General features: G+C 49.8%; 21 protein-coding genes, 1 pseudogene and 1 other annotated feature. Of the genes and pseudogenes, 11 read left to right on the top strand and 11 right to left on the bottom strand.

Translation table 11 applies throughout. The features are described 5' to 3' along the window. Position 1: 1 nt before the first annotated feature. From cpsG to ugd, 5 genes are all read left to right on the top strand, one after another. On the top strand, positions 2-1,369 hold the full coding sequence (cpsG, locus tag E1B03_RS16950; protein ID WP_133086611.1) for a colanic acid biosynthesis phosphomannomutase CpsG: 1,368 nt from the start codon (positions 2-4) through the stop codon (positions 1,367-1,369). Positions 1,370-1,443: 74 nt separating this feature from the next. Then, a complete protein-coding gene (locus E1B03_RS16945) occupies positions 1,444-2,256 on the top strand; it encodes a glycosyltransferase (RefSeq protein WP_103771323.1) in 813 nt (270 codons plus the stop codon). 42 nt (positions 2,257-2,298) lie between these two features. Beyond that, complete coding sequence (locus tag E1B03_RS16940) at positions 2,299-3,342, top strand: acyltransferase family protein (RefSeq protein WP_133086610.1); 1,044 nt, start codon at positions 2,299-2,301, stop codon at positions 3,340-3,342. A 121-nt stretch (positions 3,343-3,463) separates the two neighbouring features. Then, on the top strand, positions 3,464-4,870 hold the full coding sequence (gene gndA, locus E1B03_RS16935; RefSeq protein ID WP_103771321.1) for an NADP-dependent phosphogluconate dehydrogenase: 1,407 nt from the start codon (positions 3,464-3,466) through the stop codon (positions 4,868-4,870). 245 nt (positions 4,871-5,115) lie between these two features. Then, on the top strand, positions 5,116-6,282 hold the full coding sequence (gene ugd / locus E1B03_RS16930; protein ID WP_103771351.1) for a UDP-glucose 6-dehydrogenase: 1,167 nt from the start codon (positions 5,116-5,118) through the stop codon (positions 6,280-6,282). A 64-nt stretch (positions 6,283-6,346) separates the two neighbouring features. Here ugd and E1B03_RS16925 read toward each other — a convergent pair whose 3' ends face one another. Then, on the bottom strand, positions 6,347-7,351 hold the full coding sequence (locus tag E1B03_RS16925; RefSeq protein WP_103771320.1) for an NAD-dependent epimerase: 1,005 nt from the start codon (positions 7,349-7,351) through the stop codon (positions 6,347-6,349). A gap of 408 nt (positions 7,352-7,759) precedes the next feature. Between E1B03_RS16925 and wzzB the strand changes: the two genes are divergently transcribed. After that, entirely contained in the window at positions 7,760-8,734 is a 975-nt protein-coding gene (wzzB, locus tag E1B03_RS16920) for an LPS O-antigen chain length determinant protein WzzB (RefSeq protein WP_133086609.1), read from the top strand. 67 nt (positions 8,735-8,801) lie between these two features. Here the strand turns inward: wzzB and hisIE are convergent, their stop codons facing one another. The 9 genes from hisIE to hisL form a co-directional block, all read right to left on the bottom strand. Continuing rightward, entirely contained in the window at positions 8,802-9,413 is a 612-nt protein-coding gene (gene hisIE, locus E1B03_RS16915; protein WP_133086608.1) for a bifunctional phosphoribosyl-AMP cyclohydrolase/phosphoribosyl-ATP diphosphatase HisIE, read from the bottom strand. After that, positions 9,407-10,183, bottom strand: a complete 777-nt coding sequence (gene hisF, locus E1B03_RS16910) for an imidazole glycerol phosphate synthase subunit HisF (protein WP_019077116.1) — start codon at positions 10,181-10,183, stop codon at positions 9,407-9,409. The genes hisIE and hisF overlap by 7 nt, the downstream gene beginning before the upstream one ends. Beyond that, positions 10,165-10,902: a 1-(5-phosphoribosyl)-5-[(5-phosphoribosylamino)methylideneamino]imidazole-4-carboxamide isomerase gene (gene hisA / locus E1B03_RS16905; protein ID WP_103771317.1), complete on the bottom strand. Its 738-nt coding sequence runs from the start codon at positions 10,900-10,902 to the stop codon at positions 10,165-10,167. The genes hisF and hisA overlap by 19 nt, the downstream gene beginning before the upstream one ends. Further along, complete coding sequence (gene hisH, locus E1B03_RS16900) at positions 10,902-11,492, bottom strand: imidazole glycerol phosphate synthase subunit HisH (RefSeq protein ID WP_133086607.1); 591 nt, start codon at positions 11,490-11,492, stop codon at positions 10,902-10,904. The genes hisA and hisH overlap by 1 nt, the downstream gene beginning before the upstream one ends. Next, complete coding sequence (gene hisB, locus E1B03_RS16895) at positions 11,492-12,559, bottom strand: bifunctional histidinol-phosphatase/imidazoleglycerol-phosphate dehydratase HisB (protein WP_103771315.1); 1,068 nt, start codon at positions 12,557-12,559, stop codon at positions 11,492-11,494. Before hisB ends, hisH begins: the two co-directional genes overlap by 1 nt. Beyond that, positions 12,556-13,635: a histidinol-phosphate transaminase gene (hisC, locus tag E1B03_RS16890; RefSeq protein ID WP_133086606.1), complete on the bottom strand. Its 1,080-nt coding sequence runs from the start codon at positions 13,633-13,635 to the stop codon at positions 12,556-12,558. Before hisC ends, hisB begins: the two co-directional genes overlap by 4 nt. After that, a complete protein-coding gene (gene hisD / locus E1B03_RS16885; RefSeq protein WP_103771313.1) occupies positions 13,632-14,936 on the bottom strand; it encodes a histidinol dehydrogenase in 1,305 nt (434 codons plus the stop codon). The genes hisC and hisD overlap by 4 nt, the downstream gene beginning before the upstream one ends. 127 nt (positions 14,937-15,063) lie before the next feature. After that, positions 15,064-15,963: an ATP phosphoribosyltransferase gene (gene hisG, locus E1B03_RS16880; protein ID WP_103771312.1), complete on the bottom strand. Its 900-nt coding sequence runs from the start codon at positions 15,961-15,963 to the stop codon at positions 15,064-15,066. Between the two features lie 45 nt (positions 15,964-16,008). Next, positions 16,009-16,131: a sequence feature (His leader region), on the bottom strand. Next, on the bottom strand, positions 16,107-16,154 hold the full coding sequence (gene hisL, locus E1B03_RS16875) for a his operon leader peptide (RefSeq protein WP_100250077.1): 48 nt from the start codon (positions 16,152-16,154) through the stop codon (positions 16,107-16,109). (Overlaps the previous feature by 25 nt.) A gap of 174 nt (positions 16,155-16,328) precedes the next feature. Between hisL and E1B03_RS16870 the strand changes: the two genes are divergently transcribed. The 4 genes and pseudogenes from E1B03_RS16870 to plaP all read left to right on the top strand — a co-directional run bounded on the left by E1B03_RS16870 (position 16,329) and on the right by plaP (position 19,753). Continuing rightward, positions 16,329-17,153, top strand: a complete 825-nt coding sequence (locus E1B03_RS16870) for an SDR family oxidoreductase (RefSeq protein ID WP_103771311.1) — start codon at positions 16,329-16,331, stop codon at positions 17,151-17,153. A 40-nt stretch (positions 17,154-17,193) separates the two neighbouring features. After that, positions 17,194-18,178 (top strand): annotated as a pseudogene (locus E1B03_RS16865) (LysR family transcriptional regulator). A gap of 161 nt (positions 18,179-18,339) precedes the next feature. Beyond that, a complete protein-coding gene (gene yoeI / locus E1B03_RS26755; protein ID WP_103771350.1) occupies positions 18,340-18,402 on the top strand; it encodes a membrane protein YoeI in 63 nt (20 codons plus the stop codon). Beyond that, the gene (gene plaP, locus E1B03_RS16855; RefSeq protein WP_103771309.1) at positions 18,392-19,753 is read left to right on the top strand and encodes a putrescine/proton symporter PlaP; all 1,362 of its coding nucleotides are present in this window, start codon (positions 18,392-18,394) and stop codon (positions 19,751-19,753) included. Before yoeI ends, plaP begins: the two co-directional genes overlap by 11 nt. 59 nt (positions 19,754-19,812) lie before the next feature. Here plaP and sbcB read toward each other — a convergent pair whose 3' ends face one another. Further along, positions 19,813-21,237 carry an exodeoxyribonuclease I gene (sbcB, locus tag E1B03_RS16850; protein ID WP_133086604.1) on the bottom strand — a complete coding sequence of 475 codons (1,425 nt, stop codon included), beginning with the start codon at positions 21,235-21,237 and terminating at the stop codon, positions 19,813-19,815. 398 nt (positions 21,238-21,635) lie between these two features. On the opposite strand from sbcB, the gene phsA reads away from it, so the two are divergent. Continuing rightward, positions 21,636-23,909 carry a thiosulfate reductase PhsA gene (phsA, locus tag E1B03_RS16845; RefSeq protein ID WP_133086603.1) on the top strand — a complete coding sequence of 758 codons (2,274 nt, stop codon included), beginning with the start codon at positions 21,636-21,638 and terminating at the stop codon, positions 23,907-23,909. Positions 23,910-23,918: the final 9 nt, after the last annotated feature.

Genomic DNA, 23,918 nt, shown 5'->3' with positions numbered 1-23,918 from the left:
TATGAAAAAATTAACCTGTTTCAAAGCCTACGATATTCGCGGCAGGCTGGGCGAAGAGCTGAATGAAGATATTGCGTGGCGCATTGGCCGCGCTTACGGCGAGTTCCTGAAGCCAAAAACGATTGTCCTCGGCGGCGATGTGCGCCTGACCAGCGAGACGCTAAAGCTGGCGCTGGCGAAAGGACTGCAGGATGCGGGAGTGGATGTGCTGGATATCGGCATGTCGGGCACCGAAGAGATTTACTTCGCCACCTTCCACCTGGGCATTGACGGCGGTATTGAAGTGACCGCCAGCCATAATCCAATGGATTACAACGGCATGAAGCTGGTGCGGGAAGGGGCGCGGCCCATCAGCGGTGATACCGGTCTGCGCGACGTCCAGCGGCTGGCGGAAGCCAACGACTTCCCGGCGGTTGATGAGACAAAACGTGGACGCTATCAGCGTATTACCACCCGCGATGCCTACATCGACCATCTGCTGGGTTACATCAATCCCGGCAACCTGAAACCGATGAAGCTGGTGCTCAATTCCGGCAACGGTGCGGCAGGTCCGGTGGTTGACGCCATTGAGGCCCGCTTTAAGGCGCTGGGCGTGCCGGTTGAGTTCATCAAAATTCACAACACGCCGGATGGCAACTTTCCCAACGGTATTCCCAACCCTCTGCTGCCGGAATGCCGGGCCGACACGCGCAGTGCGGTGATTGAACACGACGCGGATATGGGGATTGCCTTCGACGGTGATTTTGACCGCTGCTTCCTGTTCGATGAAAAAGGTCAGTTTATTGAGGGGTACTACATTGTTGGCCTGCTGGCGGAGGCGTTTCTGGAGAAAAATCCGGGGGCGAAAATTATCCACGACCCCAGGCTGTCCTGGAACACCGTGGATGTGGTGACGGCGGCAGGCGGTAAGCCGGTGATGTCAAAAACCGGGCACGCGTTTATCAAAGAGCGCATGCGCCATGAAGATGCGATTTATGGCGGCGAAATGAGCGCGCATCACTATTTCCGTGATTTCGCCTATTGCGACAGCGGGATGATCCCGTGGCTGCTGGTGGCGGAGCTGCTGTGTCTGAAAGGACAGTCGCTGGGTGAACTGGTCCGCGACCGGATGGTGGCTTATCCGGCGAGTGGAGAAATAAACAGTACGCTGGCTGAGCCGGCAGCAGCGATTGCACGCGTGGAGCAGCATTTTTCCCGTGAGGCACTGACGGTGGACAGAACGGACGGTATCAGCATGGCGTTTGTCGACTGGCGCTTCAATTTACGTTCTTCCAATACCGAACCGGTGGTGCGCCTGAACGTGGAATCGCGCGGCGATGAGCAACTTATGCGAAGTAAAACAGAAGAAATACTCAGAATTTTAAAGTAATGTTCAAGTATAAGGCTGTGTCGAAATCATAGCCTTTGTTTTTTAAGGTTTCATCAGATGGATTATTTCTTAGGATGAATCATAGCATAGCAATAATTCTGAGTGTTTATAATTCAGAAAAACCAGATTATTTGCATCAAAGTCTTTCTAGCCTTTTTTCTCAAACTATGAAAGCAGATATTTACCTCTATATTGATGGGAGGGTTAATAAGTCTCTGGAAAGTGTGATCGAGAGTTTTGAAGCTGAACCTAATTTCTATGTTGTGCGTGGAGAAGAAAATAAGGGGCTGGCTTTTGCTCTGAATACACTTATCGATGTGGCTTTAATTCGAGGTTATCGATATATTGCAAGGATGGATACGGATGATGTCTCGCGCTTAAACCGTATCGAAATACAGTTTAGGTTCATGGAGGAAAGACCTGATATTGACGTACTAGGCGGATATTGCCATGAATTTGGTAGTGAGTACGCACTTGAATTGAAGAAAGTACCGCTCGAACATGATGATCTTAAAAGATACAGTATAATTCGTTGCCCATTTATACATCCAACGGTGATGTTTAGAAGTTCAGTTTTCAAAGATGGGATTCGTTACCCTTTAGATACAAAATTTACTGAAGATATGGCGTTGTGGTTTTGTCTCCTTGAGAATGGATATCGTTTTCATAATATCCCTGAGGTGTTGCTGGACTACAGGCTTAATGATAGCACTTTTTCAAGACGAAGAGGAATTGGGAAAGCAATAAGTGAGTTCTCTGTTCGCTTCAAGTATATGTTTAAACTAAAAGAGGCTAGTTTTAAGAGGTTTATTATTCTGATTATTAAATTCTTTTTTCATGTTTTACCTTTGTTTTTAATTCGCTATGCTTATAAAAGACATCGCTGAGTCTGTGATGGATATAAAAATTCATAAAGTGAAGATTGTAAAATGAAAAGTATGGAACATCGGAATAATTGTTTTGATATAATTAGATTGTTTGCAGCAATTACTGTTATTATCTCCCATCAGTACTCTCTTTCTGGAATGTCTGAACCAATTTTTCTTGGCATGAGTACCTACGGAGGTGTGGCGGTTATTGTTTTTTTTGCTATCTCGGGGTTCTTGATTGCCAAATCTTGCATGAGAAGTAAAGGGTTTATTTCATATATGTCAAAGCGTGCAAGGAGAATATTCCCAGCGTTATTGCCATGCGCGATTTTTATGTATCTAGTGTTAGGCGTGTACTTAAAGTGGGGAGACTTATCTTCTTATATTAATTTATCAATTCTGAAAAATATTATTAGCGTTGTAACCATCCAGGGTGCGCCGCCTCACACCGGTATATTTGAGGGTTTTATTCACCCATACTCTCTTAACGATAGTTTATGGACATTACCACTTGAGTTTTTATGTTATCTTCTTTTGGGGATGGTGTTTTTTTTATTTAAAAATTCTTTAAAAGCAATGTTGGTTGCTTTCGTAGTGCTTTTTACTATATCTATTTATTTACTTTTCAACAAAACAGCAATAGTTTTTTTTGGCGTGGTTTTACAAGCGTTCCCGGTGAGAGCTTTATCCTTTTTTACTGGGGCTATAATGGCTCTCACGATAAATTATTGGAGTGATAAAAAAATAAAGCAATATATATTAATGATATCATTTGCTATTCTTTTTTCTGTCGCTTATAAAAATGAAATTAATGTATTGGGGTATATTTTACTATCAGTAATTACGATAGTTATCGGCTGTTCATTTAAAGATAGAATAATTTCTGGTCGATTTGACTATTCATATGGAATATATATATACTCTTTCCCTGTGCAACAATTTATTATAAATAAATTTCACTTTGAATTTTATTTCGGAATGTTTGTTAGTATCATTGTGTCACTTTTTTTTGGATTCCTTTCATGGCATTTTGTTGAGTCGAAATTTCTTAAAGTGAATAAATCATATGTGAAAAAACATGATGTGTTGGGGCAGAGCACTTAATACTTACTAAGTATAGTATTTAGTTTGCTTCTATCATTTTATATCTGAGTTGAGTTAACATCTAAGTCACATTCAAGCCGCGCATATGTCGCGCGGTGACCACACCTGACAGGAGTATGTAATGTCCAAGCAACAGATCGGCGTCGTCGGTATGGCAGTGATGGGGCGCAACCTAGCGCTCAACATCGAAAGCCGCGGTTATACCGTCTCCATCTTCAACCGCTCCCGTGAAAAAACCGAAGAAGTTGTAGCCGAGAATCCAGGTAAGAAGCTGGTTCCGCACTACACGGTGAAGGAGTTCGTCGAGTCTCTTGAAACCCCACGTCGCATCCTGTTAATGGTGAAAGCAGGTGCTGGCACTGATGCTGCCATCGATTCCCTAAAGCCGTACCTTGATAAAGGCGATATCATTATTGATGGTGGCAACACCTTCTTCCAGGACACTATTCGTCGTAATCGCGAACTGTCTGCTGAAGGTTTTAACTTCATCGGTACCGGAGTTTCCGGCGGTGAAGAGGGAGCCCTTAAAGGTCCTTCCATCATGCCTGGCGGCCAGAAAGAAGCGTATGAGCTGGTTGCGCCTATCCTGACCAAGATTGCCGCGGTAGCTGAAGATGGTGAGCCTTGCGTAACATATATTGGTGCGGATGGTGCTGGCCACTATGTGAAGATGGTTCACAACGGTATTGAATACGGTGATATGCAGCTGATTGCTGAAGCCTATTCTCTGTTGAAAGGTGGTCTTAACCTGTCTAACGAAGAGCTGGCCACGACTTTCACCGAGTGGAACGAAGGCGAGCTGAGCAGCTACCTGATTGACATCACCAAAGACATCTTCACCAAAAAAGATGAAGAGGGTAAATACCTGGTTGATGTGATTCTGGATGAAGCAGCGAACAAAGGCACCGGTAAATGGACCAGCCAGAGCTCTCTGGATCTGGGCGAACCGCTGTCTTTGATCACTGAGTCCGTGTTTGCGCGTTACATCTCTTCTCTGAAAGATCAGCGTGTTGCGGCATCCAAAGTGCTGTCCGGCCCGCAGGCTAAGCTGGCTGGCGATAAAGCAGAGTTCGTTGAGAAAGTACGCCGTGCGCTGTACCTCGGTAAAATCGTCTCCTACGCACAGGGCTTTTCTCAGCTCCGTGCCGCGTCTGACGAATACAACTGGGATCTTAACTACGGTGAAATCGCGAAGATCTTCCGTGCGGGTTGCATCATTCGTGCGCAGTTCCTGCAGAAAATCACCGATGCCTATGCTGAAAACAAAGGAATCGCCAACCTGTTGTTAGCACCATATTTCAAAAATATCGCTGATGAATATCAGCAAGCGCTGCGTGATGTAGTGGCTTACGCTGTGCAGAACGGTATTCCGGTACCGACTTTCTCTGCCGCGGTGGCGTACTACGACAGTTACCGTTCCGCAGTGCTGCCGGCTAACTTAATCCAGGCTCAGCGTGACTATTTTGGTGCACATACTTATAAACGTACCGATAAAGACGGTGTGTTCCATACCGAATGGCTGGATTAATCTGATTTAGCCTAACATGAAAATCCAAGCCCGGAGCGCTCCTCCGGGCTTTTTTATTGAGCAGAACAGTATGCTACGGGGGCTAAAGTGCTGGGGGTTAAGCGGAATAGCTATATAATATCGGTATTCCAGCTTACTGTCTCGTCTTGACAGTTCAGCGATGTCAGGGGTAAAAACCTAACTGTTGTTTCGGTTGTTGGGAAATGTATTCTCTTAAAACGTTTAACCAAAAGAAGTCAGAGCAAATGAAAATAACTATTTCAGGAACAGGTTATGTTGGTCTTTCAAACGGTATTTTGATTGCCCAAAATCACGAAGTAGTCGCGCTGGACATTGTGCAGGCTAAAGTGGATATGCTTAACATGAAGCAATCCCCCATTGTAGATAAAGAGATAGAAGAGTATCTGTTAACGAAGAATCTTAATTTTCGCGCAACAACCGATAAGCAAGATGCTTACAAAAATGCCGATTATGTCATTATCGCTACTCCGACTGACTACGATCCTAAAACCAACTATTTTAATACCTCCAGCGTTGAATCAGTCATCCGCGATGTGTTGGAAGTGAATCCACAAGCAGTGATGATTATTAAATCAACCATCCCGGTAGGTTTTACCCAGTCAATTAAAGAACGTTTGGGCACAGATAATATCATTTTCTCGCCTGAGTTTTTGCGAGAAGGGAAAGCGCTTTATGATAATCTTCATCCCTCACGTATCGTGATTGGGGAGTGTTCGGCACGTGCTACGCGATTCGCAGAGTTATTGCAGGAAGGCGCAGTAAAACAAAATATTCCAACGCTATTTACTGACTCTACTGAAGCTGAAGCGATTAAACTTTTTGCTAATACTTATCTTGCTATGCGTGTGGCATATTTTAACGAATTGGATAGCTACGCTGAAAGCTTGGGTCTAAATGCACGACAAATTATTGAAGGTGTTTGTCTGGATCCTCGTATTGGCCACCATTACAATAATCCGTCATTCGGCTACGGCGGTTATTGCTTGCCAAAAGATACTAAACAGCTGCTGGCGAACTATCAGACGGTACCAAATAATCTCATTTCTGCAATTGTGGATGCCAACCGTACGCGCAAAGACTTCATTGCAGATTCTATTCTTGCGCGCAAACCTAAGGTCGTCGGCGTGTACCGTTTGATCATGAAAAGTGGTTCCGATAACTTCCGGGCATCCTCTATTCAGGGAATAATGAAGCGCATTAAAGCCAAAGGCGTACCGGTTATTATTTATGAGCCCGTAATGGAAGAGGATGAATTTTTTCACTCTCGGGTTGTCCGTGATCTGAATGCGTTTAAAAATGAGGCGGATATTATTATTTCTAACCGTATGACTTCAGAGTTGTCTGATGTTGCAGACAAAGTGTATACACGCGATCTGTTTGGTAGTGATTAAGATTAATCTTCTTCTCTATAAAAAGGCCTTATTTAAGGCCTTTTTATTTTAAACTGGTCAGTAATTAAACTTTGTAGAAGCCACGGTACCAGTCGACAAAGTTCTTCACCCCATCTTTAACCGTAGTTTCTGGTTTAAATCCAATAACATCATACAGTGCTTTAGTGTCTGCGCTAGTTTCCAGTACATCTCCTGGCTGTAGCGGTAGCATATTTTTAGTCGCTTCGATGCCAAGAGAGTCTTCCAGAGCCTTGATATAGTCCATTAGCTCTACTGGTGAGCTATTGCCGATATTGTAGATGTGATAGGGCGCAATGCTGGCTGCTGGCGCTCCTGTTTCAACGGTCCACTGAGTATCTGTTTTTGGAATGACGTCCTGCAGGCGAATGATTGCTTCAGCGATATCATCAATATAGGTGAAATCACGCTTCATTTTGCCGTAGTTATAGACGTCAATACTTTTCCCTTCAAGCATCGCTTTGGTGAACTTGAACAGCGCCATATCCGGTCGACCCCATGGACCGTACACGGTGAAAAAACGCAATCCGGTTGTAGGCAATCCGTACAGATGAGAATAGGTATGGGCCATCAGTTCATTGGCTTTTTTGGTTGCCGCATACAGTGACACGGGGTGATCCACTGAATCATCTGTCGAGAAAGGCATTTTGCGATTTAATCCATATACCGAACTGGACGAGGCATAGAGTAAATGCTGAATTTTATTGTGCCGACAACCTTCAAGTATGTTCAGAAAACCTATGAGATTTGAGTCTGCGTAAGCATGCGGATTTTCGAGTGAATAACGGACACCAGCCTGTGCTGCAAGATGAATCACACGATCAAAATGCCCAGATACGAAGAGTTCGGAGATACTTTCGCGGTCGGCCAAATCCATTTTATGAAAATGGAAGTTGGGCTGCGCCAGTAATTCCAGACGGGCCTGCTTAAGACTTACGTCGTAGTAATCGTTCAGGTTATCAATACCGACTACTTGATGGCCAGCCTCAAGGAGGCGTTTGCTAACGTGGAAGCCGATGAAACCAGCGGCCCCCGTAACCAGGTATTTCATGTTCATTCCTCTTTTTGGCTAAATAATAGCCAGGCGCCAACGAATACTGCTAAAGGTGGAATGATACCGATAGATGGCTAAAAAGCTAATCGTTATCTCTTTTTACTCTTGTCGTTTTACTGATTAGAATGCAAGTATTCATGGCGTGAATTTAATACGGTGACAATGAAAAGTAGACTATATAGACTGTCTGGCATGGGACCCGTTGAGTGAAATAATTTACTCAGGAGGAGGCTTATCTATTGACACTGCTGTTTTACCTTTTCCCTTCTTCAGTAGTGATTGAAATACCAATCAAATTCCCTCAAACAATTTGATTTTTTTATCATTAATCCTATGGCATTGCCTCAATTTATAGCTAAACTAATTCGAGTTTAAGTCTTTCCTCATTCAGAGTTTAGGGTATTTATGTCTGTAGGTGATAACAAAATATCTGGACGCAGCAACGATCCGGATCAGATTGATCTTATTGATTTAGTAATACAATTATGGCGTGGTAAAGTAACGATAATTGTCTGTGTGGTTGTCGCGATTGTGTTGGCCGTGGGATACCTGGCCATTGCGAAAGAGAAATGGACATCGACTGCAATTATCACGCAACCGGATGTTGGGCAGATAGCCGCTTACAACAATGCCTTGAATGTATTGTATGGTGCAAGTGCGCCTGCATCGCTTCAAATGAATGTGATTGGGCGTTTTAGTACCGCGTTTTCTGCATTGGTTGAAACATTGGACAATCAAGAAAAATCGGAAAAACTGACTATTGAGCAGTCAGTAAAAGGCCAGCAATTACCATTGGTTGTCTCTTATGTAGGGGATTCCGCGGAAAGGGCGCAGCGCCAGCTTTCTGAATACATCCAACAAATTGATGACAAAGTCGCCAAAGAGATGGTTGTTGATCTGGCAGATAATATTCAATTACGAACAACAGCGCTTACAGACTCGCTGAAAACCCAAGAGGTTATTGCTCAGGAACAAAAAGATCTGCGAATTAAGCAAATTCAGGAAGCTCTGCGTTATGCAGAACAGGCTGGGGTGACTAAGCCACAAATTCAGCAAACTCAGGATGTTACACAGGATAGCATGCTGCTTCTTGGCAGTGATGCACTGAAATCAATGATTGCACACGAAGCGACTCGTCCCTTGATTTTCTCTGGTAATTACTACCAGACCAAGCAAAACCTACTGGATATTGAGACGTTAAATATTGAAAAGGCTAAACTGCACGCCTACCGCTACGTGATGAAACCAACGTTACCGATTCGTCGTGACAGCCCCAAAAAAGCGATAACTTTGGTGTTGGCGGTTCTTCTTGGCGGGATGATTGGTGCCGGTATCGTGCTTGGGCGAAATGCGCTACGCGGTTACAAAGCCAAAGCATAGTAATTTTGAAGCTGTTTTATTCTGAGAACAAAAAACCGGGCTTGCCCGGTTTTTTTACGTCCACAGGTTACTGATGACGCTTGCGTAAATTCTCAATCACCGTCGTCAGGTCGAGGTTCTGATCTTGTAATAGAACTAACAGGTGGTACATCAGGTCAGAGGCTTCATTCGTCAGCTCGAAACGATCGTTCACGGTCGCGGCCAGCGCGGTTTCTACGCCTTCTTCGCCCACTTTCTGTGCGATGCGCTTGGTACCGCTGGCATACAGTTTTGCTGTGTATGAGCTTGCCGGGTCAGCGGTTTTACGCTCGGCAAGTAATTGCTCGAGTTGATACAGGAACAGCCACTGGTGACTGGTGTCGCCAAAGCAGCTTGAGGTGCCTTTATGGCAGGTCGGGCCAATCGGGTTAACCAGCGCTAACAGAGTGTCGTTATCACAATCGGGTTCGATGCTGACCACATTAAGAAAGTTGCCAGAGGTTTCACCCTTGGTCCACAGGCGTTGCTTGGTCCGCGAGAAAAAGGTCACTTTGCCGCTTTCGAGCGTTTTATCAAGCGCCTCCGGGTTCATATAGCCCAGCATCAACACTTCACCGGAAACCGCATGCTGCACGATAACTGGCATTAGTCCGTCGGTTTTTTCCCAGTCCAGCTCGCGGCATTGTTGCTTCGTTAACATATCCTGATCTCCACGCCCTGTGTTGCCAGGTACGCTTTTAATTCGCCAATATTAATAATTTGTTTGTGGAAGACAGAAGCGGCAAGCGCGCCGTCCACGTCAGCATCCCGGAAGGCTTCAAGGAAGTGCTCCATCGTGCCTGCGCCGCCAGAGGCAATCAGTGGTACGTGGCAAACGTCGCGCACTTTTTTCAGCTGTTCCAGGTCATAACCGTTACGCACGCCGTCCTGATTCATCATGTTCAGCACTATTTCGCCCGCACCGCGTTTTTGGACTTCTTGTACCCAGTCCAGCGTCTCCCACTGCGTGACGCGGGTCCGGCTTTCATCCCCGGTATACTGATTCACATGATATTTGCCGGTTTCGGCGTCATACCAGGTATCAATACCCACTACGATGCACTGTACCCCAAAGCGGTCCGCCAGACGGGTGATAAGCTCCGGTTCAGCCAACGCCGGGGAGTTGATGGAGATCTTATCCGCGCCGAAGGATAGAATGCGCGCCGCATCGTCGATGGATTTAATACCACCCGCAACGCAGAACGGAATATCGATTACTTCCGCTACGCGTGATACCCAGCTTTTATCCACTACGCGGCCATCGCTGGAGGCGGTGATATCGTAGAACACCAGTTCATCTGCGCCTTCATCGGCATAGCGTTTTGCCAGTGGGACAATGTCGCCAATAATTTCGTGATTGCGAAACTGGACGCCTTTTACCACCTGTCCATCGCGAACGTCCAGACAAGGAATTATACGTTTTGCCAGCATTGAATAGCCTCCTCAACGGTGAACTTACCTTCCAGCAGGGCTCGTCCGACAATCACGCCGCGAACTCCGGTCCCGCGCAGGGCCGCTACGTCCTCAATTCCGCCAATGCCGCCAGATGACTGAAATGCGACCTGTGGATATTTGGCGCACACTTCTTCATAAAGTGCGACGTTTGAGCCTGCCAGCGTACCGTCGCGGGAGATATCGGTGCACAGCACGTGCTTCAGACCGACGGGTAAATAGGTTTCAACCAGTTCTTCCAGAGAAACCCCGGAATCTTCCTGCCAACCGCTAACCGCGACCTGTTTATTACCGCGCTCGTCAATACGAACGTCCAGCGCCAGCACCAGCGCGTCGGCACCAAAACGGGCAAACCAGCTCTTGACTTCCTCGGGGGATTTTACCGCCGTCGAACCCACCACCACGCGCGCCACGCCTGCGTCAAGCAGCGCCGCAACGTCCGCTTCAGTACGCACGCCGCCGCCCACTTGTACAGGAACATTGACGCCAGCGACCAGCGTTTTAATCAGCGGGATCTGGCGCTGCGCCGGGTCTTTCGCGCCAGTTAAATCAACCAGGTGCAGTACTTCTGCCCCCTGGGCGGCATAATCCTGCAAACGGGGGAGAGGGTCGTTGCCGTAATCACGTTGCCTGGCGTAATCGCCCTGATGAAGACGCACCACCGTGCCGTCGATTAAATCTAATGCCGGAATAATCATTACATCTCCAGAAAGTTTTTCAGCAACTGCGCCCCAGCGGCGCCCGAGCGCTCAGGGTGGAACTGCACGCCAAAGAAATTGTCTTTTTGTACTGCCGCGGTAAACGGTTCGCCGTAATTGCACTGGGCGATGGTCCACGGGGTTACCGGCATAGCATAGCTATGGACAAAGTAGAAATATGCGCCATCGTCAATGCCCTGGAACAGACGATTTCCCGCCTGCGGATAGACGCGATTCCAGCCCATATGCGGCAGCGGCAGACCAAAATCGGTCATCTTCGGAACGTCCTGCTCAATAATGCCCAGCAGGGAGACCCCATTACTCTCTTCACTGCGACGGCCCAGCAGTTGCATGCCTAAGCAGATCCCCAGTACCGGTTGCGTACAGGCTTTAATCAGCTCAATAAGTTCACGTTCGTGCAACTGGTCCATGGCTGCCTGTGCGGTTCCAACGCCAGGCAGAAACAACTTATCGGCACGGAGCACCACATCTGGATCGCGGCTGACAACCGGGTCATATCCGTGGCGCGAGACGGCGGATTTCACCGAATGTAAATTGGCGCAGCCGGTATCAAGGATCACCACGTCCATTACAGTACTCCTTTCGAGGAGGGCAGCGTGTCGCCTTCTACGCGAATCGCCTGGCGCAGTGTACGACCAAAGGCTTTAAACAGGCTTTCCACGCGGTGGTGGTCATTTTTCCCTTTGGTTTTCAGGTGCAAGGTGACGCCCATGGTATAGGAGAGTGAGCGGAAGAAGTGTTCAATCATCTCTGTACTCAGATCGCCCACGCGCTGGTAGGTAAATTCTGCGCGATATTCCAGGTGCGGACGCCCGGAGATATCCAGCGCGCAACGTGCCAGACACTCGTCCATCGGCAGCACAAAACCAAAACGGTTGATGCCACGTTTATCGCCTAATGCCAGCTTTAAGGCTTCACCCAGCGCCAGGCCGGTATCTTCAACGGTGTGATGATCGTCTATATACAGATCGCCCTTGACGGCAATCTCCATGCGAAAACCGCCGTGGGTGGCGATTTGATCCAGCATATGGTCAAAGAAGCCAACGCCGGTATTAATTTTGCTGCTGCCTTCGCGGTCCAGCCAGACTTTGACGTCAATCTGCGTTTCTTTGGTATTCCGCTCAACGTGCGCGTAGCGGTCACGTTTGGTCAACTGCTCGCCAATCATCACCCAGTTCAGGGTATCGCGGTGATAGCGCAATCCGTTAATACCCATGTTTTCAGCCAACTGAATATCGGTCGCCCGGTCGCCAATGACGTAGCTGTTTGCCACGTCCATGGCCTGCTCAACCAGATACTGCTCAACCAGTTTCACTTTCGGCTTACGGCAATCGCACTCGTCTGCCGGCAGGTGCGGGCAGATCAATACCTCATCAAACGCAACGCCCTGAGAGGTGAATATTTGCATCATCAGGTTATGCGGGCCGTCAAAATCGGCCTGCGGGAAGCTCTGTGTACCGAGTCCATCCTGGTTAGTAATCATTACCAGCTTAAAACCTGCTTTTTGCAGTTTCAGCAAAACGGGAACGACTTCCGGCTCGAAGGCAAGTTTGTCAAAGCGATCGACCTGAAAGTCACTTGGTGGTTCGGAAATCAGGGTTCCATCACGGTCAATAAAAAGATACTTCTGGCTCATACTTGCTCCGCACGTAAGGCGTCAATGACGCGCTGGCTCTCTTCACGGGTTCCGACTGTAATTCGCAGGCAGCCGCTTAACGAAGGTTGTTTATTCTGATCTCGTAAGATAATGCCCTGATCCCACAAAGATTTAAATACGCTGCTGGATGCGGTGAAGCGCGCCAGAACATAGTTAGTTTCAGAATCGAAAACCTGTTCTACACAGCGAATTGTTTTCAGGTTCTCCACCAGATACTGACGCTCTTGCAGGATCTGCTCTACGCGTTTGCGCATGGCGGAAATCCCTTGCGGCGTCAGCGCCTGGGCGGCGATATCCGCCACCGGCGTAGAGAGCGGGTAGGGGGCAATCACCTTTAACAGCAGATTAATAAGCTCTTCATTCGCCAGCGTAAACCCGCAGCGTAAACCGGCGAGAGCAAACGCTTTGGACAGCGTGCGTAATATCGCCAGATGCGGATATTCAGACAGCCAGCCAGTCAGCGTGGCCTGCGGACAAAACTCAATATAAGCCTCATCAGCGACCACGATGGCTTTACCCTGCGTCATTTCGAGCAGTGCACGCAGATCCTGCGGGTTAATCAACTGGCCGGTTGGATTATTGGGACTGCATACGTAGACCACCTTCACGCCACCAAGCTTGTCCGCGATGCCTTGCAAGTCCAGTTGCCAGTTATCAAGGGTCGGAACGGTGCGGCATTCAACACCAATTGTTTCGGCGCTGACGCTGTACATGCCGTAAGTCGGCGGACAGTACAAAATGGCATCTTTGCCGGGTTCACAAAATGCGCGCACCAGCAGTTCGATCCCTTCATCTGCGCCGCGGCTGACCAGCACCTGTTCCGGCTTGACGCCAGCATATTGCGCGTAATTATCTATCGCCGCTTTCGGCTGACACTCCGGGTAGCGGTTCAGCGTCTGCTGGCTTAGTTGGAACTCAACGGCGGTGGGGTATTCATTCGCGTTGAGCCAGACGTCGCCGTTGCCGCCAAGGCGACGGGCAGACTGATAGGGAATTAACTCGCGGACATTCTTACGGGCTAAATCAGTGACGCTGAGAAAGTTGTCAGTGCTCATGCTTGCTCCTTCAGGGCGTTAACACGCAGGGTGACGGCATTTTTGTGGGCAGTCAGTCGTTCAGCAGCGGCCAGGGTTTCAATGGTTGAAGCCAGGGCAGAGAAACCTTGAGGCGTTAATTCCTGTACGGTCATCCGTTTCTGGAAATCGGCCAGCCCAAGGCTTGAGCAGGTCGCGGTATAGCCGTAGGTCGGAAGAACGTGGTTAGTGCCGGAGGCATAGTCGCCTGCAGATTCTGGCGACCAGTCGCCGAGGAACACCGAACCGGCGCTGGTGACATCGTCAACCAGCTCACGTGCGTTGCGGGTCTGAATGATCAGGTGCTCCGGACCGTAGGCGTTGGAGATTTCAACACACTGCGCCAGATCTTTCGCCACGATTAAACGGCTGGCGGAGAGCGCCTGGCGTGCGGTGTCGGCGCGGGAAAGCTCGGCGAGCTGGCGTTCGACGGCTTCGGCAACGCCCTCGGCAAGCTTAGCGTCCGGCGTCAGCAGGATCACCTGCGAGTCCGGGCCGTGCTCGGCCTGAGAGAGCAGGTCGGAGGCGACGAAATCCGGCGTTGCGCCGCTGTCGGCGATAACCAATACTTCGGACGGTCCGGCAGGCATATCGATTGCCGCGCCGTCAAGACGCTGGCTGACCTGGCGTTTGGCTTCGGTGACATACGCATTGCCCGGCCCGAAGATTTTATCGACTTTAGGAATCGATTCGCTACCCAGCGCCAGCGCGGCAATAGCCTGCGCGCCGCCCACATTAAACACCTCTTTTACGCCACACAGCTGCGCGGCGTAGAGGATTTCATCGGCAATCGGCGGCGGCGAGCACAGCACCACTTTTTTGCAGCCGGCGATGCGCGCCGGGGTCGCCAGCATTAATACGGTCGAGAACAGCGGCGCCGAACCGCCAGGAATATACAGGCCCACGGAAGCGATAGGACGGGTTACCTGCTGGCAGCGGACACCCGGCTGGGTTTCGATGTCCACCGGCGGCAGGATCTGCGCGGAGTGGAAAGTATCAATATTACGCACTGCCGCTTGCATGGCTTGTTTCAGTTCATCAGTCAGACGACTGCCAGCCTGCTGAATTTCTTCCTCGGTGACGCGCAGCGCGCCGACTTCGGTTTTATCAAACTTTGCGCTATATTCACGCAGCGCCTGGTCGCCGTTATTTTTGACGTTCTCAATAATTTCGGCAACCGTGCGAGTGATGCTTTCAGAGGCGGAAATCGCCGGGCGCATCAGCAGTTCGCGCTGCTGCTCGGGGCTACTGCTATTCCAGTCAATCAGGGTATTGAAGCTCATGGTCGTTACTCCATCATCGGGTGTTGCCGGATGGCGACGCTGCCTTATCCGGCCTACAAGGCCCGTAATATCAATGATTGTGACAATTCTTGTAGGCCTGATAAGCGAAGCACCATCAGGCGTCAGGTCACTCCATCATCTTCTCAATCGGCAACACCAGAATTGAGCTGGCACCGAGCGCTTTCAGTTTTTCCATTGTTTCCCAGAACAGGGTTTCGCTGCTGACCATGTGCATAGCTACGCGCTGCTGGTCACCCGCCAGCGGCAGAATAGTAGGGCGCTCAGCGCCGGGCAGCAGAGCGATGACTTCGTCCAGGCGCTCGCTCGGCGCGTGCATCATGATGTACTTGGATTCACGAGCCTGAATAACACCCTGAATACGGGTCAGCAGTTTGTCGATCAGCTGTTGCTTGGCGTCGGCCATTTCGCCGTCGCGCTGAATCAGGCAGGCTTTAGAGCGGTAAATGACTTCCACTTCACGCAGACCGTTGGCCTCAAGCGTTGCGCCGGTTGACACCAGGTCGCAAATCGCATCAGCCAGACCTGCGCGGGGAGCGACTTCTACAGAACCGTTCAACAGACAGGATTTAAACGACACCCCTTTTTGATCGAGATAACGTTTGAGCAGGTGTGGATAAGAGGTCGCGATACGCTTCCCGTTCAGCTCTGCCGGGCCATCCCAGGCTTCATCAACCGGGGTCGCCAGCGAAAGACGGCAGCCGCCGAAATCCAGACGACGCAAGGTAAAATAGCGAGGATCTTCACCCTGTGCCCGACGGTTGAGTAGCTCTTCTTCCAGAACGTTTTCCCCGATGATGCCGAGATCAACAACGCCGTCCATCACCAGACCCGGGATATCGTCGTCACGCACGCGCAGAATATCGATCGGCATATTCTCCGCCATCGCGATCAGGCGCTGGGTGTGAAGATTAATTTTAATGCCGCAGCGGGCCAGTAATTCGCGTGAATCATCGCTTAAACGGCCTGATTTCTGCATAGCTATGCGTAAACGGGTGTTATCTAACATTCTCTATTCCTCGTTATCCTGTCTGAATCAGTTTGGGTCACGCACAAAAAAAAGCCCCCGGAAGAAATCTTCCGGGGGCTTTCTCATACGCTCATGCACCGCTGGAAGATTTAAATGTCTCCCAGCACACATCGCCTGAAAGACTAGTCAGGATGATGGTGATGATGGTGTTTAAATTGAGCGCGTGTCATAAATTTTCTCGATGAATGTTTATTCATTTGATGTCTTTTAACCTAAACCACTTTAGCTACGGAAAGCAAGGGCTTTTTTTGATCATTAATTCATTTCATATTGATACTATGAATTGTCAGCCACTGTGGGCTAGCGTAGCCTTGCGTTATAGGCCAAAAGTCAGGAGAGAAGGCATGAAAAAGGTCGCAATTGTCGGTTTAGGTTGGTTAGGCATGCCGTTAGCCATGTCGCTGGCGGCGAGAGGCTGGCAGGTTACCGGCAGCAAAACCACATTGGATGGGGTGGAAGCGGCCCGCATGAGCGGTATCGAGAGCTACTCGCTGCGCCTGGAGCCTGATCTGGTCTGTGAGCCAGACGATCTCGACGCACTGATGGACGCCGATGCGCTGGTTATTACGCTACCTGCGCGCCGTAGCGGCCCGGGGGAGGCATTTTATCTGCAAGCTATGCAGGAACTGGTCGACAGTGCGCTGGCGTACCGCATCCCGCGGATTATTTTTACCAGCTCGACATCAGTCTATGGCGATGCACAAGGCATCGTGAAAGAAGGGACGCCGCGTAACCCGGTTACGGCGAGCGGTCGCGTTCTGAAAGAACTTGAAGACTGGTTGCACAATTTGCCAGGTACTTCGGTGGATATTTTGCGCCTGGCCGGTCTTGTCGGCCCGGGTAGACATCCCGGTCGTTTTTTCGCTGGCAAGACGGCACCAGATGGACATCATGGCGTCAATCTGGTGCATCTGGATGATGTGGTATCTGCCATCTCGTTGTTACTGCAAGCGCCCAAAGGGGGACACATCTATAATATATGTGCGCCTCTGCATCCGGCGCGTAATGTATTCTATCCGCAGATGGCCCGCCAGTTGGGGATGGAGCCACCAGAATTTCGCGGCGGAGAGGATAACGGTAAAGGTAAAGTCATTGATGGCAGCCGTATCTGTAATGAACTTGGATTTGAGTACCAGTATCCCGACCCGCTGGTGATGCCGATGGAGTGACCGTCCACCAGAGTGCCGCTGATACCGCCAGGGGGCGAGTATGAAACCACTGCTGGATGTTCTTATCATTCTCGATGCGTTGGAAAAAGAGGGCAGCTTTGCGGCGGCGTCTGAAAAATTATTTAAGACGCCGTCAGCACTTAGCTATACCGTTCATAAGCTCGAAAGCGATCTTAATATTCAGCTACTCGATCGCAGCGGACATCGGGCTAAGTTTACCCGCACTGGTCAAATGCTGCTGGAAAAGGGGCGGGAGGTGCTGCATACCGTCCGCGAACTAGAAAAGCAGGCAATCAAACTTCATGAAGGCTGGGAGAATGAACTGGTTATTGGCGTAGATGATACGTTTCCCTTTTCTCTGCTGGCCCCACTCATCGAAACTTTCTATCAACACCACAGCGTGACGCGCCTGAGATTTATCAATGGCGTGCTGGGCGGCTCATGGGATGCTCTCACTCAGGGACGGGCGGATATTATCGTCGGCGCCATGCATGATCCCCCAACCGCGAGCGAATTTGGCTTTGCGCGACTGGGCGTTCTGGAACAGGTGTTCGTGGTTGCGCCGCATCACCCGCTGGCGCAGGAACAAGAGCCGTTAAATCGTCGCACCATTCGGCGTTTTCGCGCCATTGTGGTGGGTGATAATGCGCAACATGCCAGCGCCTCAGGCTCTCAGGTGCTTGACGATCAGGAAGCCATTACCGTTTTTGACTTCAAAACCAAGCTGGAACTGCAAATCAGCGGATTGGGATGTGGCTATATTCCGCGCTACCTGGCGCAGCGATTTCTGGAAAGTGGCGCGCTGATTGAGAAGAAAGTGGTCGCGCAAATTGTCTTTGAACCCGTGTGGATAGGTTGGAATGAACAGACCGCTGGGTTGGCCAGTGCCTGGTGGCGGGATGAGATTTTAGCAAATAGTGCTATTGCGGGGGTGTATGTTAAAACGGCTGCTGATAAATCAACCGGTTAAGAAAAAATATTCTTTTACAGTTGCTTCAATCTCTTGTTATTTCTCTCCAAAATAGTGCAAAATACGCCGCTTGCAAAAAATGACATTAACCGACGTTTTCATACGCGTCGGTTATTTTTTTGCATCAAACCAATCATTCATAAAAGAGGCCGGGCTTCGTACCGGATAGATACTTACTAAAAATCGACAGTTGTTGTCGCTGAGGATTAACAAAAAATGGGGCAATTTTTTGCTTACGCGACGGTTTCCGCCGTAATGGGGGATAACCATGTCGCATAACGCTACTCCAAACACCTCTCGCGTGGAATTACGTAAAACGCTTACGCTGGTTCCGGTTGTCATGATGGGCCTTGCCTATATGCAGCCGATGACGCTGTTCGATACATTCGGTATCGTATCGGGAATGACCGATGGTCACGTCCCGACAGCTTACGCCTTTGCACTGATCGCCATCCTCTTTACCGCACTGAGCTACGGTAAACTGGTTCGTCGCTATCCGTCTGCAGGCTCTGCCTACACTTACGCCCAGAAATCCATTAGCCCGACCGTTGGCTTTATGGTGGGTTGGTCATCACTGCTGGACTACCTGTTCGCACCGATGATTAACATTCTGTTGGCGAAAATTTATTTTGAAGCTCTGGTGCCGTCGATACCGTCATGGATATTCGTGGTGGCGCTGGTGGCCTTTATGACAGCCTTTAACCTGCGCAGCCTTAAATCCGTTGCGAATTTCAACACCGTTATCGTGTTGTTGCAGGTGGTGCTGATTGCAGTAATCCTCGGCATGGTCGTTTATGGCGTGTTCGAAGGGGAAGGTGCTGGTACGCTGGCGAGCAGCCGTCCGTTCTGGTCTGGTGATGCACATGTGATCCCGATGATCACGGGTGCCACTATCCTCTGCTTCTCGTTCACTGGTTTTGACGGTATTAGCAACCTGTCTGAAGAAACCAAAGACGCTGAACGCGTGATCCCGCGTGCGATTTTCCTGACCGCGCTGATTGGTGGCCTGATCTTTATCGTCTCCACCTATCTGTTGCAGCTGTACTTCCCGGATATCTCGCGCTTCAAGGATCCAGACGCTTCGCAGCCGGAAATCATGCTGTACGTTGCTGGTAAGTTCTTCCAGGTTGGTGCGCTGATTTTCTCTACCATTACCGTACTGGCGTCCGGTATGGCGGCGCATGCAGGCGTAGCGCGTCTGATGTACGTGATGGGCCGTGACGGCGTATTCCCGAAAAGTTTCTTCGGTTATGTACACCCGAAATGGCGTACTCCGTCCATGAACATCATTCTGGTTGGTGCGATTGCTCTGCTGGCAATTAACTTCGACCTGGTGATGGCGACAGCGCTGATTAACTTCGGTGCGCTGGTGGCATTTACCTTCGTTAACCTGTCGGTAATCTCCCAGTTCTGGATCCGTGAGAAGCGTAACAAGACGCTGAAAGACCACTTCCAGTATCTGTTCCTGCCAATGTGCGGTGCGCTGACCGTTGGTGCGCTGTGGGTGAACCTGGAAGAAAGCTCAATGGTTCTGGGTCTGATCTGGGCTGCTATTGGTCTGATCTACCTGGCTTGCGTGACCAAAAGTTTCCGCAATCCGGTACCGCAATACGACGAAGATGTCGCGTAATAACGGCATTTAGCTGAAAAAAAACGGAGACATGTTCTCCGTTTTTTTATACGTGGGATTTATACAATCTCTTGCGCATACTGCCAGAGTGATTTCAGCAGCATCAGCTTCTCTTTGTTGTCCGCATATTGCTGACTCAGCATCTGTAGTTCATTGGCGTAATCTTGCAAAAACTCCGGCGTGAATACCTGACGACGATGGTCCAGCCAGCGTTGTTGTTCGGCTTCATCCAGCGTTCCGGGGAAGTTACGCGCGCGGTAGTTAAACAGCAGTTTTTCAATGCGTTTATCGACAAAGGAGATATCCAGCGCTGGTAAATTGCGCGGTTCGGTCTCCAGGACGATTTTCATCGCGGCCCGGTCGGCATCGCTGAAAAAGCCGTTGTACAGCTGGGCGTCTACGTTATCGGATGACGCAAAGGGTTCTGCATCGGCGAAGATAGCCACGACCTTGTCGCGTACCTGCGGGTTTTCGCGCAGAACTTTAAGATTATCCAGGCAATGCTGGCGGTTAATACCAAGGCGATACGCATCTTCCGGGCGCAGAGTGTTCGCCTGTGCCAGGACCGGGCATTTGTTGATGTGCACCAGTTTAACCGGTACCGCCGGGTTATCTCCCAGATCGGCCTTAGCGGTGTAGAGCCGCTCACGTAGCGCGTCGCTGTCGAGTTCGAGCAGCGGCGAAATATCACCGGCCAGGTCGACCATAATGACCGCGTTGCGATTCTCCGGGTGCCAGGCGAGCGGTGCCACCCAACTGGTATTACCGCGCCATGCGCCTAACATGCCAGAGACATGAACCAGCGGTTTCATTTGCGGGACATCAATCAGTGCGGCCAGCTTGTGTTTATTACGATGGCTGTAGAGATAATCAAACAGACGCGGCTGGCGTGTTTTTACTAATTGCGCCATCGCGATTGTGGCATACACGTCGGCCATCGCATCGTGGGCATTGGCGTGTTCAATACCGTTGGCTTTGGTCAAATGCTCCAGGCGAAAGCTGGGTAAGCCGTCGTCGTTTTCCGGCCAGTTAATGCCTTCAGGACGCAGGGCATAGCAGGCGCGCATCACATCCAGTAAATCCCAGCGTGAATTATCGTTCTGCCAGCTCCAGGCGTAGGGATCGTAGAAATTACGGTACAGGATGTTGCGCGTCACCTCATCGTCGAAGCGCACGTTGTTATAGCCCAGGATACAGGTTTTCGGCACGGTGAACAGGGCGTGGATGCGTGCAGCAAATGCAGCTTCATTCTCTCCCTTTTCACGTGCTTCCTGCGGGGTGATTCCGGTTATCAGCACCGCCTCAGGCTGCGGCAGATAGTCGTCTGCGGGTTTACAGTAAAAGACCTCAGGTTCACCGATGATGTTGAAATCGCTATCTGTGCGGATAGCCGCAAATTGCGCGGGTCTGTCCAGTGCCGGATGGGTACCAAAGGTCTCGTAATCGTGAAAGAGAAAACCAGGTTGCTGCTTGCCGTCATTCATTGTTCAGTTATGTCCGGGATCAATTTAGCGCTCGTCCAAGAATACCAAAAAATAGCGAGGTAATCAGCTATGGCATTATCGAGGCTGGATTGTGTACGCAATAAAATTGAGATAAACAGGGCTTTAATATAATTAATAAATAAATTCCGCACTGTTAAAATAAATTACGCAAATAAAATAGCTTGAGGTTGCGGATTTGTAAATAATATAACTGATAACCATTATTGTTATTTATCGTCGATTGGTTATGTTCTGGAAATTTTAAAAATCTTTTATAAACAAAGGCTTTTTATTTCTCTGATAAGCTTGGTTAGATTGTAATGAAATGTGAGTGAGGTTAAAAATTAATAATTTAAAAGCCATATAATCATTGGATATATCTAATAACAGGAGGTTATATGAGCATTAGTCGGCGTAATTTTTTGCGAGGCGTGGGGATAGGCTGCTCTGCCTGTGCGATAGGAAGTTTCCCGCCGGGCGCACTGGCGCGAAATTCTCCACAGAGCATTAAGGGGAAAACATCTCTGACGCCAAGTTTGTGTGAAATGTGTTCTTATCGTTGCCCTATACAGGCACAAGTGATTAATAACAAGACGGTTTTTATTCAGGGGAACCCTAATGCGCCGCAACAAGGCACGCGTGTCTGCGCGCGCGGAGGCAGCGGTGTTAGCCTGGTCAACGACCCGCATCGTATTGTTAAACCCATGAAGCGCACAGGACCTCGTGGGAGCGGAGAATGGCAGGTCATTAGCTGGCAACAGGCGTATAAAGAAATTGCCGAAAAAATGACGGCAATAAAAGCGCAGCATGGTCCCCAGGGCGTTGTATTTTCTTCTAAATCTGGTTCGCTTTCGGGGCATTTATTTCACCTCGCAACGGCTTTCGGATCGCCAAATACCTTTACGCACGCGTCGACATGCCCAGCAGGAAAATCGATTGCTGCCAAAGTGATGATGGGCGGCGATTTGGCCATGGATATCGCCAATACCCGTTATATGGTCTCTTTTGGCCACAACCTCTATGAAGGGATTGAGGTTGCCGAAACGCATGAGCTGATGACCGCCCAGGAGAAGGGCGCAAAAATGGTCAGCTTCGATCCCCGTTTGTCCGTCTTCTCCAGCAAGGCGGATGAATGGCATGCGCTCAAACCTGGCGGCGACTTGCCGGTGTTAATGGCCATGTGTCACGTCATGATTAATGAAAAATTGTATGATGCGGACTTTGTGGCGCGTTACACCACAGGATTTGACCAACTGGCAGAAGCCGTACAAGAGACCACGCCGGAATGGGCGCAAAAGCAAGCGGATGTACCAGCTGACGTCATTGTTCGGGTCACCCGCGAAATGGCCGCCTGCGCGCCTCATGCTATCGTCAGCCCAGGCCATCGCGCGACGTTTTCGCAAGAAGAAATTGATATGCGGCGTATGATATTCAGCCTCAATGCGCTGTTGGGAAATATTGAGCGTGAAGGTGGCTTATACCAGAAAAAAGGCGCGGCAACCTACAATAAACTGGCCGGAGAGAAGGTCGCGCCGGTGCTGGCAAAACCCGATGTCAAATTGCCTAAGCCAACGGCGCAGCGCATCGATCTGGTTGCTCCACAATTCAAGTTCATCGCGGCAGGCGGTGGCGTGGTGCAAAGCATCATTGATGCCGTGTTAAACCAGACGCCTTATCCGGTAAAGGGCTGGATTATGTCCCGCCACAATCCTTTCCAGACCGTGACCTGTCGACCTGACCTGGTCAAAACCGTTGAACAACTCGATCTGGTGGTCAGTTGCGATGTCTATTTAAGCGAAAGCGCGGCCTATGCCGATTATCTTTTGCCTGAATGTACTTACCTTGAGCGCGATGAAGAAGTTTCTGACATGTCGGGCCTGAATCCAGCCTATGCCCTGCGCCAGCAGGTAGTGGAACCTATTGGTGATGCACGTCCGAGCTGGCAAATTTGGAAAGAGCTGGCTGTGCAGTTAGGCCTGGGGCAATTCTATCCCTGGCAGGATATGCAGACGCGTCAGTTGTATCAGCTTAATGGCGATCATGCGCTATCGGCTGAATTGCGTCAGAAAGGGTACCGGGAGTGGGGGATTCCGCTGCTACTGCGTGAACCTGAAGCGGTGCGTCAGTTTGTGGAGCGCTATCCGGGCGCGGCAGCGGTTGACGGCGACGGTACCTATGGTGAGCAACTGCGCTTTAAATCCCCGTCGGGAAAAATCGAACTCTACTCTGAAGAGCTGGAAACACTCCTGCCTGGCTACGGTATTCCGCGCGCCCGCAATTTTGCCCTCAAAAGCGATAATGAACTCTATTTTATCCAGGGCAAAGTGGCGGTGCATACCAACGGCGCAACACAATACGTGCCGTTGCTGAGTGAGCTGATGTGGGACAACGCGGTGTGGATCCACCCACAAACTGCCCGCGAAAAAGGCATTAAAAACGGCGATGAGATCTGGCTGGAAAATGCGACCGGCAAGGAAAAAGGCAAAGCGCTGGTCACTGCCGGAATTCGACCCGATACGCTGTTTGTTTATATGGGATTTGGCGCCAAGGCGGGAGCCAAAACGGCGGCGACGACGCACGGTATTCACTGCGGTAATTTGCTTTCGCATGTTACCAGTCCGGTTTCCGGTACGGTGGTACACACCGCTGGCGTTACGCTTCGTCGTGCATGAGAAAGGAGA

Origin of the sequence: Citrobacter arsenatis, assembly GCF_004353845.1 — a bacterium.
In the GTDB taxonomy this organism is placed as follows: Bacteria; Pseudomonadota; Gammaproteobacteria; order Enterobacterales; family Enterobacteriaceae; genus Citrobacter; species Citrobacter arsenatis.
This window is presented reverse-complemented; position numbering and strand designations above follow the sequence as displayed.